Source organism: Micromonospora sp. NPDC049374 (assembly GCF_040677165.1).
Lineage (GTDB): Bacteria > Actinomycetota > Actinomycetes > Mycobacteriales > Micromonosporaceae > Micromonospora.
Genome location: NZ_JBFAQH010000015.1, coordinates 159,669 through 172,825, shown reverse-complemented (window position 1 = coordinate 172,825; position 13,157 = coordinate 159,669). Strand labels below are relative to the sequence as shown.

Genomic DNA, 13,157 nt, shown 5'->3' with positions numbered 1-13,157 from the left:
CTCCAGGCTAGTGGCCGTGAGGCGCGCTCGCGCCACGAGGAGCACGCCGGGTACCGCATGGGGCCAGGACGGTCACTGACGGTGGTCGACCAGGTCGATGAGTTGGCGTACCACGGCGTCCGGCTCGATGACCCGGTCGAAGACCGCGACCAGCAGGGTTTCCAGATCCGGGTAGCCGAGTTCCTCCGACAGCCGCAGCAGCGGCAGATCGCTGGCCAGCCCTCGGTTGTGCTGACGCAGGGCCAGCCCGATGGTGGCGCGGCCCAGGCGTACCTTGTCGCTGATCGAGATGCCCGGCTCGCTGTGCTCGGCGAACCACCGGTTGATCTGCATCTGTGCGTGCGGTGACTTGACGAACCCCAGCCACTCGCGACGCGGCCCGCGGGGGGCCACCTCGGCGTCGAGGCTGCTCTCCTCGTCGGTCTCGGTGAAGATCTCCACCACGTCACCCTCCTCAAGCTCGGAGGAGAGCGGAACCAGCCGACCGTTGACCCGTGCGGCCAGGCACCGGTCCCCCCGGTCGGTACCCAGCTCGTACGCCAGGTCGACCGGGGTGGCGCCGGCGGGCAGCACGATCTGGCGACCGTCGGCGACCACCTGGATCTGCGCCTCGGACAGGTCGCAGCGCAGCGAGTGGAGGAACTGGGCCGGGTCGGCGGCATCCTGCTCCCAGTCCAGCACCCGGCGCAGCCAGTCGAGCTGACCCGAACGGGCCGTGGCCCCGCCGGAGCGGGGGAAGCGGAAGTCGGCGGCCACCCCGTACTCGGCCGCGCGGTGCATCTCCGTCGTGCGGATCAGCACCTCGACCGTACGGTTCTTCGGCCCGCAGACGCTTGTGTGCAGGGACCGGTAGAGGTTGTTCTTCGGCGAGGCGATGAAATCCTTGAACCGGCCCGGCACCGGCCGCCAGAGGCCGTGTACCGCACCGAGCGCCGCGTAACAGTCGGTCGCCGGGCCGTCCACCACGATGGTGATCCGGGGCAGGTCGAACGGGGCGGTGTGGCCGCCGGCCACGGTGTCCTTCCAGATCGAGTAGAGGTGCCGGGGCCGTGGCGCCACCTCCGCGTCGACCCGGCTGCGCCGCAGCGCCACCCTGGCCTGGGTGACCACCTCGGCGAGGTAGCTGTCCCAGCCGGGCCGGTCGTGCACGTGCCGCGCGATGCGGGCGTGCTCGTCCGGTTCGAGGTGCAGCAGCACCACGTCGTCCAGCTCCCGCTTGAGGGTCTGGATACCCAGCCGGTCGCAGAGCGGTACCAGCACCTCCTGGGTCTTGCGGGCGATGCGCTCGCGGGAGGCGGCCGAGCGTACGCCCAGGGTGCGCATGTTGTGCAGCCGGTCGGCGAGCTTGATGATGAGCACCCGGACGTCCTTGCCGGCCGCAATGATCATCTTGCGGATGGTCTCCGCCTCGGCGGCCTGCCCGTAGAACGCCTTGTCGAACTTGGTCACCCCGTCGACCAGGTGGGCGACCTCGTGGTCGAAGTCCTCCGCGAGGGCCTGCAACGTGTAACGGGTGTCCTCCACCGTGTCGTGCAGCAGCGCCGCGACCAGGGTGGTGGTGTCCATGCCGAGTTCCGCGCAGATCTGGGCGACCGCCAGCGGGTGGGTGATGAACGGTTCCCCGCTCTTGCGGAACTGGCCGCGGTGCATGTTGTCCGCGATGGTGTAGGCGCGCCGCAGCACCGCCGGGTCGGTGCCGGCGTGGATGGCGCGGTGGGTGCGTACCAGTTGGCCGACCGGCTCGGTCTCGGCGGTCGGCCAGGTCAGTAGCGATCGGAGTCGTCTGGTCAGGGGCAGCTCGCCGGGCTGTGTCGGGAGCGCACCGCCCAGGGCGCCGCCGTGTCCGGCGTTGACGTCCACCTGGGACACCCCCTCACGCCTGCTGCGCCACCACCGGAATCCGGCAAGCGGGAGCAGACCCTCGAAACGGGCAGGACTGCACTTCCTTAACAGAGTAAGTGAGTCGACGTAGTCCGATCGGACAGTTGCTCATGAGCGTTCGGACCAGAGTTGCCGGGACGCTGCGCCCTCGGCCTTGGTCAACAGGTCGCGGAACCGTGCCGCGCCGGCCACCGGGGAGGACCAACCGGCGGACATCTCGACCAGCCGGGTCTCCGGTCGCTCCAACCAGGACAGGATCCGCTCGGACTCCTCCGGGCTGGCCGCCGGGACCGGGCCGTGCCCGGGCGGCACCGTCTCGGCGGTGGCCCGGATGGTGGCCAACGTCGGTCGAGGGTGGACCCCGGGTGGGGACACGCCGGCCCCGGCGAGCCGCCCGTGGCGTACCAACGCCAGCTCCCAGCCGCCGCCGGCCGCCGGGTGGGCGGCGGCCACCTCGGCGAGCCCACTCAACGCGGCGAGGCGCTGCATGCGTACGGCGGCCCGTAGCACCGCGGCGAGGCGGGAGCGCAGCACGGCCGCGTCCTCGTAGCGCTGGTCGGCCGAGAGTGCCTCGATCCGGGCGAGCAGGGCGTCGACCACCGGCTGCGGATCGCCGGTGGTGGCGGTGGCGAACGGCGTGACCGCCCGGACGTCGTACTCCTCGGGAGAGATCCGGTGCTCGCAGGGTGCCGGGCAGCGACCCAGCTCGGCCAGCGCGCAGGCCGGCGTGACGGTGCGCAGCGACAGCCGGTGGGTGCACTGCCGTAGCGGCACCGCGTCGTGGAATCCGGCGGCGGCCAGCTCGGCGGCGCGTCGCGAGGTGAACGGGCCGAGGTAGGCGCGGTCGCCCGGGGAGATCTCCCGGACCACCGACAACCGGGGGTACGGCCCGTCGGTCAGCTTCAGCCAGACCACCCGCTCCGGGTACTTCGACCGGCGGTTGTACGGCGGTGCGTGCGCTGCGATCAGCCGCAGCTCACGCACCTCGGCCTCCAGCGAGTGCGCACACTCCACCGCCTCCACCTGTTCGGCGGCGGCCAGCATCTCCGAGATCCGGGCGCGTTTCTCCGCGGCGGTGAAGTAGCTGCGTACCCGGGTGGCGATGTCCCGGGAGGTGCCGACGTAGAGCGGCCGGTCGTCGGCGGCCCGGAAGATGTAGACCCCGGGGGAGCGGGGCAGGCCGTCGGCCAGGTGCCGCTTGCGACGCTGCGTCGGGGTGACGGCGCGGGCGAACTCGATGGCGTCGCCGATGGTGTCGACCCGGTGCCCGCCGAGGCGTCCGATGAGCCCGTGCAGCACGTCGACGGTCGCCCGGGCGTCGTCCAGGGCCCGGTGGGTCGGCTGCGTGGCCGCCCGGAAGTACGCGGCGAGGGTGCCGAGCTTGCGGTTGGGCACCTCGTCGCGCAGCAGCACCCGCCGGGCCAGCGCCGCGGTGTCCAGCACCCGAGGGTTCGGCCAGCGGTAGCCGTGCTTCGCACAGGCCGCCTTCAGGAAGCCGACATCGTACGGTGCGTTGTGGGCGACCAGCACGGCGTCCGAGACGAACTCCAGGAAGCTCGGCAGCACCTGCTCGATCGGCGGTGCCGGCAGCAGCATCGCCTGGGTGATGCCGGTCAGCACGGTGATGAAGGGTGGGATCGGCACCCCGGGGTTGACCAGGGTGGCCAGCACCCCCAGCTGCTCGCCGCCGCGTACCTTGACCGCGCCGATCTCGGTGATGCCGCCGCCGTCGGGAGCTCCGCCGGTGGTCTCCAGGTCGACCACCACGAACGTCGTCGCGTACAGCGGCAGCGCCGGGTCGACACCGCCGACGGTCGGGTCGAGCCCGGCCAGCGCCGGTTGCAGGAACTCCTGTGCTGCCATCCGCGGCACCGTAACGGTCCGGTCCGACACTCACGCCCCATCCGTCCCACCCGCCACTGCCGGGTCTAGGATGAGAGATCGGCTCACTCACCGGGCGGTGGGCCCGGTCGCGGTGGGAGACTTGCCACATGCCCCTCACCGAGCCGCACGACGACAACCTCCCGCAGGAGGAGCAGGTCGTCGCGGTGCCCGCGGCCGGTGACGGTGCCACCGACGACCCGGTGGTGGACCCCGGGCCGATGGAGCCCGGGCAGCCGGAGCCGGAGCCGAGCCTGCCCGAGCCGGTGCGACAGCGGATCGTCTCGCTCACCGCAGCGGTGCTGCCCGGCCTGCCCGGTGACGAGGTGCCCGTGCCGCTGCGCCGGGTCGCCAAGTTCGCCCCGAACCGACGGGCCCGGCTCGGCGCGCCGGCGATCGCCGCCCAGCTCGCCGCCGATCCGCTGTTCCGGCAGCGGGTCACCGCCCGGGTTCTGGCCGACGCCGGTGACCTGGGTACCGCCGTGGTGGAGGGCACCGCCCCCGCCGCCGCCGACCCGGTCGAGGTGGCCGCCCTGGCCTATCTGGCCCGCCCACGCGGCTGGCGGAAGTTGATCGACGCCAGCGGGGCGGCGGTCCGCGCCGAGGCGGACACGGCGGTGGTGGCCGAACTGGTCCGGCAGGCCGAGCAGCGGGCCACCCGGGCCGAGCATGACCGGGCGGTGGCCCGGGTGGAGGCCGACAAGCTCCGCGACGAGCTGGCCCGGGTACGCGAGGAGTTGGGCCAGCTGCGTGAGGAGGCCCGGCAGTTGGCCCGTACGCTCCGGGAGAGCCAGGTCCGCGAGCGTCGGGCGAACGAGCTGCTGGCCACCGAGCGGGGCCGGGCCACGCGGGCCGCCGCCGACGCGGACGCCGAACTGCGTCGTGCCCGGGCCCGGCTGGCGGAGGCGGAGGCGGCGGCCGGGGCGGCCCGCAGCAGCGCCAAGGAGGCCCGCTCGGTCGACGACGCACGACTGTGGCTGCTGCTGGAGACGATCGGTCAGGCCGCTCTCGGGTTGCGCCGGGAGCTGGCCCTGGACCCGGTCGACAAGCTGCCCGCCGACTTCGTGGCCGACTCCTTCGCCGATTCTCCGGCCGCCACCGCGGCCGCGGCCCGTGCCCAGGACACCGACGACCCGGCCCGGCTGGATCAACTGCTGGCCCTGCCCCGGGCGCACCTGGTGGTCGACGGCTACAACGTGACCAAACGCGGCTTCGGTGAGATGTCCCTGGAGCAGCAGCGCAAGCGGCTGGTCACCGGCCTCGGCGGGATCGCCGCGCAGACCGGTGACGAGGTCACCGTGGTCTTCGACGGCGCCGAGCGGGTGCACGGTCTGCCACCTGCCCCGCGAGGCGTGCGGGTGCTGTTCTCCCGCAAGGGTGAGACCGCCGACGAGTTGATCCGCCGGCTGGTCCGTGCCGAACCGCCGGGCCGCCCCGTGGTGGTGGTGTCCTCCGATCGTGAGGTCGCCGACGGGGTACGTCGGCACGGTGCGTACCCGCTGGGGGCGGACTCGCTGGTGCGCCGGCTGTCGCGGTCCTGAGTCCGGCTGCGGTTCCGGGCCGGCTGCGGTTCCGGGGCTGGCGGCAGCGGTCCGCTGCGCCGGCGGCGGATCCTGAGCCGGTCGGGTGGGGGTCGACGGGCGTGGGGCGGGCACACCCCGGGACATAGGATGGGCGCCCATGGCGACAGGGAGCAGCGGTATGAGGCGCACGGCGGGCGAGGGTTCGGTTCGCGTTCGCTGCGGCGGTTCGCCGATGCCGGGCGGAGCGGCGCGGTGAGCCCGCGGGGCTGGGCACTGCTGACCCTGGCCGGACTGGGCGTCGCCCTGGTCGTGGCGGCACTGGTGCTGATCCCGTGGCAGCGTCCACCAGCTCCCCGGGCAGACCAACTCGCCGCCCTGCGTGACCTGCCGACCGAGCAGGTGGAGCAGGCCCGGCAGTTCCGGTCCGCGTTGCGTCCCGGCGGATGGGCGGCGCTCGGCGTCGGGCTGCTGGTGGCACTGGCGCTCGGGTTGACCCCGCTGGGCAGTCGCCTGGTCGAGTTGGCCGGGCGCCCCTTCGGCGGGCACTGGATCGCGCAGGCGATCCTCGGCGGTCTGGCCGTGGTGCTGGTCGCCGACCTGGTGACGCTGCCGTTCTCGGCCTGGCGGCACAGCGTGCTCACCCGTTACGGGCTGGCCACCAACGGCTGGGGCGGCTGGGCGGTGGACCTGCTCAAGTCGTACGCGGTGAGCGCCGTCATCGGCGCGGTGGCGCTGCTCGGCTTCTACACCGTCATCCGACTCGCCCCTCGCTGGTGGTGGGCGTTCGGCGCGGCCGGAGCCGCGACCCTGGTGGTGCTGCTCTCCTTCGTGCTGCCGGTGCTGGTCGAGCCGGTCTTCAACCGGTTCAGCCCGATGGAGCCGTCGCCGCTGCGCAGCCAGCTCATGGAGCTGGCCGAACGTGACGGAGTGCCGGTGCGCGACGTGCTGGTCGCCGACGCGTCCCGGCGCACCCGGGCGGTCAACGCGTACGTCTCCGGATTGGGGCCGACCCGCCGGGTGGTGGTCTACGACAACCTGCTGCGTGAGGCGACGCCGGCCGAGGTGACCGCGGTGGTGGCGCACGAACTCGGCCACGCCCGGGACCGCGACGTACCGGTCGGCACCCTCACCGGCGCGCTCGGTGCCGCCGCCGCCGTGGTGGCGCTCTACCTGATCGGCTCCTGGCCACCGCTGCTGCGCCTGGCCGGTGTCGACTCGGTGGCTCAACCCCGCGCGTTTCCGCTGCTGCTCGCCCTGGTGACGGTGGCCGGGCTGGTCTTCGCCCCGGTGCAGGCGCTGATGTCGCGGCGGATCGAGGCCCGCGCCGACGCGCACGCGCTGGCGTTGACCGAGGATCCGGCCGCATTCGAGTCGATGCAGCGGCGCCTGTCCGCGGTCAACCTCTCCGACCCCGACCCGCCCCGCTGGGAGTACCTCTACTCGGCGTCCCACCCGTCCACCGTGGAGCGGATCGCCGCCGCCCGCGCCTACGCCCGAAAGGTCGGCCGGTGAGCGAGCGTCAGCGAGCGAATCATCAACGCAGCGTCCTGGTGCCTCCTGGCGGCGCGCAACGTAGCGGAGGGCCGGCATGAGCCGCACGTTGCTGGTGACGAACGATTTTCCGCCCCGGCCGGGCGGCATCCAGTCGTTCGTGCACAACCTCGCGGTGCGTCAGCCGGCCGGTTCGGTGGTGGTGTACGCGTCGCGCTGGGCCGGGTCGGACAAGTTCGACGCCGACCAGCCGTTCGAGGTGGTGCGGGAGCGCACCAAGGTGCTGTTGCCCACCCCGCTGGTGGCTCGTCGGGCCGCCCGGCTGGCCCGGTCGTACGGGTGCGACACGGTCTGGTTCGGCGCGGCGGCTCCGCTCGGCCTGCTCGCCGCCGGGCTGCGTCGCCGGGCCGGGATCCGGCGGGTGGTCGCCCTGACCCACGGCCACGAGGTCGGCTGGGCGGCGCTGCCGATGGCCCGGACGGCGCTGCGGCGCATCGGTCGGGACACCGACGTGGTCACCTACCTGGGGGAGTACACCCGCACCCGGCTGGCTCGGGCGCTGGACGGCCTGACCGAGCTGCGGCGGCTCGCGCCCGGCGTGGACACCGACGTCTACCATCCGTCCGTCGACGGCGGCGCGGTGCGGCACCGGCTCGGCCTGGCCGATCGGCCGGTGGTGGTCTGCGTGTCCCGGCTGGTGCCCCGCAAGGGCCAGGACATGCTGATCCGGGCGATGCCGCTGATCCGTCGTCGGGTGCCCGACGCCGCGCTGCTGGTGGTCGGCGGCGGACCGTACCGGACCACGCTGGCCCGGCTGGCCCGCCAGGCCGGAGTGGAGCGGGACGTGGTCTTCACCGGATCGGTGCCGTCGGCCGAACTACCCGCCCACTACGCGGCCGGCGACGTGTACGCCATGCCGTGCCGCACCCGTAACCGGGGATTGGACGTCGAAGGTCTCGGCATCGTCTACCTGGAGGCGTCGGCGACCGGCCTGCCGGTGGTGGCCGGCAACTCCGGCGGTGCCCCGGACGCGGTGCGCCAAGGCGAGACGGGCTACGTGGTGGACGGTCGGGATCTCGTCGAACTCGCCGACCGGGTGGCCACCCTGCTGGCCGACCGGGACCTGGCCCGGCAGTTCGGCGCCGCCGGCCGGGCCTGGGTGGAGCGGGAGTGGCGCTGGGAGACGCAGGCGCAACGCCTGGCAACGCTGCTCGCCGGCTGAGACACCGACGGGCGTCGCACACGCTGGTCCGGGGCGACGGTGGCTGGCTCAGCGTCGTGGTGGCGGACGTGGCTGGTTCAGCGGATGCGGGCGAGGATGTGGTCGGGGGGAGCGGGGCGGCCGAAGTGCCAGCCCTGACCGGCGTCGCAGCCGATCGCCCGCAGTCGTTCGGCCTGGCCGCCGGTTTCCACGCCCTCGGCGGTCACCGTCAGGTCCAGCGCGTGTGCCAGCGAGACCAGCGAGGCGAGGATCCGCTCGTCGGCGCGGGCCTCCGGGGCGCGTAGGCCGCGGACGAACTCACCGGCCACCTTCAGCTCGGTCACCGGCAGATCCCGCAGGTAGGCCAGGTTGCTGTAGCCGGTACCGAAGTCGTCGATGGCGATCCGGATGCCCAGGTCGGCGAGGGCACGAAGGGCGCGTACCGGCTCCTCGGAGGTGGTCATCATCATGCTTTCGGTGATTTCCAGCTGGAGCCGGTTCGGCGGCAGGCCGGTACGCCGCAGCAGGGCCCGCACCTCCTGCACCAGACCGGGGCGGCGGACCTGACGGACCGCCAGGTTGACGCTGACGTACGGCGGTTGGCCCGAGGTGGACGTCCAGCCGACCGCCTCGCGGCACGCCTCGGCGAGCACCCAGCCGCCGAGCTGCACGATCAACCCGGTCTCCTCGGCCAGGCCGATGAAGCTGTCCGGACGCAACACACCCAGCCGTGGGTGGCGCCACCGGACCAGCGCCTCCACGCCCAGCAGAGAGCCGTCGTGCAACGAGGTCAACGGCTGGTAGTCGAGGAAGAACTCACCCCGTTCCAACCCCGTCGGGATGGCCGCGCTCAGCTCCTGACGGGCCTGTTCCCGCCCGTCGCGTTCCGCGTCGTACAGGGCCCACCCCGCGCCCCCGGCCGACTTGGCCCAGTGCAGGGTGCTGCCGGCGGCCCGCATCAGGTCGTCCGGTGAGGTACCCGCGACCCGCCGCTCCACGATGCCCACGCTCGCCGTGACCGTCACGTCATGCCCGTCGACCACCACCGGCTCGGAGAGCGCGGCCAGTGCCGCCTCGGCGACGGCGACCACGTCCCCGGTGCCGGTGGACCGTTCGACGAGAACGACGAAGGCGTCCCCGCCGAGCCGCGCGACCAGGTGCGGCTCGACCGCCCGCCGCAGTCGCCGCGCCGCCGCCACCAGGGCCCGGTCGCCGATCTGGTGCCCGAACGAGTCGTTGACCCGCTTGAACCGGTCCAGGTCGAGAAAACACAGCCCGACCCGACGGCCACTGCCGGACGGCCCGTCGACGGCCGCGGCGAGGCGTTCGGCGAAGAGCGTGCGGTTCGGCAGGTCGGTCAACGGGTCGTGGGTGGCCTGATGCCGGAAGCGGGCCTCGCTGGCCCGCAGGGCCTGCTCCGCCTCGGCGCGGGCGGTCATCGCGGCACGTCGGATGGACTCCTGCTCGTCGAGGGTCCGGTCACGCAACGCCCGGGCGTAGCCGGTGGCGACCGCGCCCAGCAGGCGGGCCATCCGGTCCTCGATGTCGTCGGAGACCAGGTCGAGGTCGCGGACCAGGCGGAGCTGGATCACCTCGACGGTCCGGCCGAGCGCCTCGGCGGAGGCGATGTGCGCGGCGACCAACTCGTCGGCGACCTTGTGCCCTACCCGCAGGTCGAGCGGCTCCGCCCGCAGCGCCTCGGCGAGCAGGTCGGTGAGCCGCTGAAGCAGCGTCTCCAACTGGGCGTGGGTCATCGGTAGATAGCTGGTGCCCGCTACCGCCTTCGCCCAGGCGCGGGCGAACACGCCGGCGCAGGGCTGGCCGTCCGGAGGCTCACCCACGAAGGCGCCCGACCCCGCCGAGGAACACCGCCCGTTCGGCGTCCTCGGCGCTCTCCGGGGTTTCCGGACGCCACTGCGGCACCCACACCACGCCGGGCTCGACCAGCTCGAAGCCGTCGAAGAACCCGGTCAGCTCGGCCCGGCTGCGTACCCACAGCGGGTTGTCGGTACGCCGGTAGACCTCCTCGGCCTCGGCCCGCTCGGCTTCGTCCCGGCCGTCGTCGCTGGCCTGCGACAGGACCAGGTAGCTGCCGGGGGCCAGCGCCGCCCGCAGGGTCCGCAGCACCTCGGCCGGCCGGTCGTCGTCGGCGACGAAGTGCAGCACCGCCACCACCAGCACGGCCATCGGCTGGGAGAAGTCGAGCATCGCGCGGACGTCGGGGTGGGCCAGGATCCGGTCGGGCTGGCGTAGATCCTCCTGGATGACCGCCGTGCGGTCGTTGCCGGCCAGGATCTCCCGACTGTGCGCCACGGCGACCGGGTCGACGTCGACGTAGACCACCCGCGAGTCGGGGGCGTGCCGCTGCGCGATCTCGTGCACGTTGCCCACCGTGGGGATCCCGGAGCCGATGTCCAGGAACTGCCGGATGCCGGCGTCGGTGAGGAACTGCACGGCCCGGCGCAGGAAAGCGCGGTTGGCCTGGGCCATCAGCGGTGCCTGTGGCACCGCCGCCACCATCGCGCGGGCGGTCGCCCGGTCCACGGCGAAGTTGTGTGAGCCGCCGAGGTAGTAGTCGTACATGCGGGCGACGCTGGGACGTTCGACATCGATTGTCTCGGGTGCCCAGTCCGGCCGCTGCAATGCCCTCACCCCTTCGCACGTCCTCGGGGCGACGGCGCCCCGGCGGGTATTCTGCCCCGCTTTCGCAAGGGAGGCCATAGCCGTTCCGTGCCGGAGGGCGATCGATGCGAAGATCCGTGCCCCGCCGTGGCCGGCGGGACACGGATCCCCTTCGGTGCCGCGTCGGTCAGAACTTCGGCGCGTCCGGTGCCTCGAGCAGACCGAGCCGCAGTGCGGTCATCAGCGCCTGCGCCCGGTTGGCCGCGCCGAGCTTTTCGTAGAGCTTCGAGATGTGGGTCTTGGCGGTCGATTCGCTGACGAACAGCTGCTTGGCGATCCCGGCGACGCTCATCCCGTCGGCGAGCAGCCGCAGCACCTGTCCCTCGCGGGGGGACAGCTGCGGGCCGGACGGGGCGAGTCGACGCTTCATCGCCTCAGCCAGGTCGGCGGCGGTGAAGGCGCTGGGGGAGGAGGCGGCGTGCCGGGCGGCGGCGACCACCTCGTCGGCCGGCGCGGTCTTCGGCACGAACGCGCTGGCGCCAGCCTCCAGGGCCCCGAAGAGCTGGTCGTCGCCGGCGTACATGGTGAGCACCACGATGCCCATCGACGCGCTGGACTTGCGCAGCGCCCGGGTGGCCTCCAGGCCGCTGCCGTCGGGCAGTCGCAGATCCATGATCACTACGTCCGGCTGCAGGGCACCGGCCTGCCGGACGCCCTCCGCCGCCGTGGCCGCCTCGCCGACGACCTCGAACTGCCGGTCGCGCTCGAAGGCGTGCCGCAGGCCCTTGCGGATCAAGTCGTGATCGTCGACAAGGAGGACCTTGGTACGGGTTGCCGGTGTCGGGCTTGTGGTCATCCTCGGCTTACTCCCCTTCTGCTGCGGCGGCGCTACCGCGAACGTTATCGCGCCGGGGCGGTGAACCGACCACCACCGCGACGGTCGTCCCGCTCGGCTGCCGCGGCCTGATCTCCAACCGGCCTCGGATACGTTCCGCTCTCTCGGCCATGATCGCAAGACCATAGTGCCCGTCCGAGCGCTGGTCACCTATGCCGTGACCGTCATCCGACACTTCGATCTGCGCGTAGGGCGGGTCCACCTCGCAGGTGACCCAGAGATTGGCCGCGCCGGCGTGCTTGCGGGCGTTGGTGACCGCCTCCTGGGCGATGCGCAGCAACTCGGCCTCGGTCGCGGCGGGCAGCCTGGCGGTGGACTCGTCCAGGGACAGGTGCACCCGCAGTCCACCGGAGGCACCGACGGTGCGCGCGTACTCGGCGATCGCGGCGGCCAGGCCACCGTGCCGGTCCACCTCGCTGCGCAGCTCGAACAGGCTCAGCCGCAGCTCGGTGATCACCCGGGTCACCTCCTGGCGCAGCAGGCGCAGCGACTCGGCGGTCTCCTCCGCGTCGTCGTGCACGGTGGCCAGGGCGTTGTCGATGCCGTAGCCGACCATCACCAGTTCCTGGGCCACCCCGTCGTGGATCTCCCGGGCCAGCCGCTGCCGTTCCTCGTTGGTGGCCAGCGAGCGCACCTCGTCGAAGAGCAGGGCGGCCTCCAGGCGTAGCGCGGCCGGGCCGGTCAGCCCGGTCACCTGCGCCACCACCGGTGGCGGGTACGCGTGCGCCGTGTCGGTCTCCAGCACCACCAGGCCCACCGTGCGCAACCCGGCCACCAGCGGCACGATCAGCGCCGAGACCTCACCACCGCGGTGTGAGCGGGACTGCGAGCGGGCCGAGGTCTGCGACTGCTGACTCGCCCAGGCGTCGGCGATGGCCGAGTCCGCGTCGATGGTGGTCTCCCAGTCGACCCGGTCCGCACCGAGCTGGGCGAGCACCACCAGCCGGCCACCACCGCTGGCGGAGAGCACCGCGCCCCGGTCGGTACGGGCCACCGTGCGCAGCTCCTCCAACAGGTGCTCGGAGATGCCGCCCGGATCCAGGGTGGCGCCGGGCAGTTGGCGGGCCACCGTACGCAACTGGGTCAGCAGCCGGGTCGCCTCCGCGTACGGCTGGGGTTTGTTGTCGTGGCGGGCCTGCATCACCCGGTGCAGGGTGCCGGCAGCGTAGAGACCGAGGGCGGCCAGGATCAGCCACTGCGCGCAGACGGCGAGGTAGCCGGGCTGGCTGAGCTGGCGAACCCCGCCGACCTCGGTGACCGCGCCGGCGACCAGCAGACTGCCGGCGGTCACGGCGATCAGCGCCGCGCCCTCACGGAACCGGCGACGCAACGCCGTGACGGTGACCGGCACCGCGAGGTAGGGCAGCACCGCGGAGGCACCCAGCCCGCCGATGTGGCCGCCGACGGTGGCCACCGCGGCGACCTGGCTGGCCGCCAGACCGAGCACCACCACCTCCGCCACCCGGCTGAGCGGGCCGACGAGCCGGTGCTGGGGGGCCAGCATCGCCGGTAGCCCGGCCAGCGCCAGCAGGACGATCCACCACAGTTGGCTCACGTCACGGGTGGCGAACAGCGTCAGGACGGCGACCAGTGTGAGCACGACGACGCGTGCCGCCGCGGCGAGCGGGTGCGAGCGGGCCAGGGCGGATGTGGAGGCGGGCAC

At 73.1% G+C, this 13,157-nt stretch carries 9 protein-coding genes; 3 read left to right on the top strand and 6 right to left on the bottom strand.

Annotation, left to right across the window (positions count from 1 at the left end; all coding sequences use genetic code 11):
* Positions 1-72: 72 nt before the first annotated feature.
* Positions 73-1,860 (bottom strand): HD domain-containing protein, encoded by a 1,788-nt coding sequence (locus tag AB0J93_RS23760; protein WP_363924518.1) that lies wholly within the window; start codon positions 1,858-1,860, stop codon positions 73-75.
* 129 nt (positions 1,861-1,989) lie between these two features.
* Entirely contained in the window at positions 1,990-3,744 is a 1,755-nt protein-coding gene (locus tag AB0J93_RS23755; RefSeq protein WP_363924517.1) for a DEDD exonuclease domain-containing protein, read from the bottom strand.
* A 128-nt stretch (positions 3,745-3,872) separates the two neighbouring features.
* Here AB0J93_RS23755 and AB0J93_RS23750 point away from each other — a divergent pair, with 128 nt between their 5' ends.
* The 3 genes from AB0J93_RS23750 to AB0J93_RS23740 all read left to right on the top strand — a co-directional run bounded on the left by AB0J93_RS23750 (position 3,873) and on the right by AB0J93_RS23740 (position 7,998).
* Positions 3,873-5,303: an NYN domain-containing protein gene (locus AB0J93_RS23750; RefSeq protein ID WP_363924516.1), complete on the top strand. Its 1,431-nt coding sequence runs from the start codon at positions 3,873-3,875 to the stop codon at positions 5,301-5,303.
* Positions 5,304-5,537: 234 nt separating this feature from the next.
* The gene (locus AB0J93_RS23745) at positions 5,538-6,797 is read left to right on the top strand and encodes a M48 family metallopeptidase (protein WP_363924515.1); all 1,260 of its coding nucleotides are present in this window, start codon (positions 5,538-5,540) and stop codon (positions 6,795-6,797) included.
* Positions 6,798-6,873: 76 nt separating this feature from the next.
* On the top strand, positions 6,874-7,998 hold the full coding sequence (locus AB0J93_RS23740) for a glycosyltransferase family 4 protein (protein ID WP_363924514.1): 1,125 nt from the start codon (positions 6,874-6,876) through the stop codon (positions 7,996-7,998).
* Positions 7,999-8,075: 77 nt separating this feature from the next.
* Here AB0J93_RS23740 and AB0J93_RS23735 read toward each other — a convergent pair whose 3' ends face one another.
* From AB0J93_RS23735 to AB0J93_RS23720, 4 genes are all read right to left on the bottom strand, one after another.
* Entirely contained in the window at positions 8,076-9,731 is a 1,656-nt protein-coding gene (locus AB0J93_RS23735) for a bifunctional diguanylate cyclase/phosphodiesterase (RefSeq protein WP_363924562.1), read from the bottom strand.
* Between the two features lie 79 nt (positions 9,732-9,810).
* On the bottom strand, positions 9,811-10,620 hold the full coding sequence (locus AB0J93_RS23730; RefSeq protein WP_363924561.1) for an SAM-dependent methyltransferase: 810 nt from the start codon (positions 10,618-10,620) through the stop codon (positions 9,811-9,813).
* 166 nt (positions 10,621-10,786) lie between these two features.
* Positions 10,787-11,455 carry a response regulator transcription factor gene (locus AB0J93_RS23725; RefSeq protein WP_007072219.1) on the bottom strand — a complete coding sequence of 223 codons (669 nt, stop codon included), beginning with the start codon at positions 11,453-11,455 and terminating at the stop codon, positions 10,787-10,789.
* A 7-nt stretch (positions 11,456-11,462) separates the two neighbouring features.
* Positions 11,463-13,157 carry a GAF domain-containing sensor histidine kinase gene (locus AB0J93_RS23720; protein ID WP_363924512.1) on the bottom strand — a complete coding sequence of 565 codons (1,695 nt, stop codon included), beginning with the start codon at positions 13,155-13,157 and terminating at the stop codon, positions 11,463-11,465.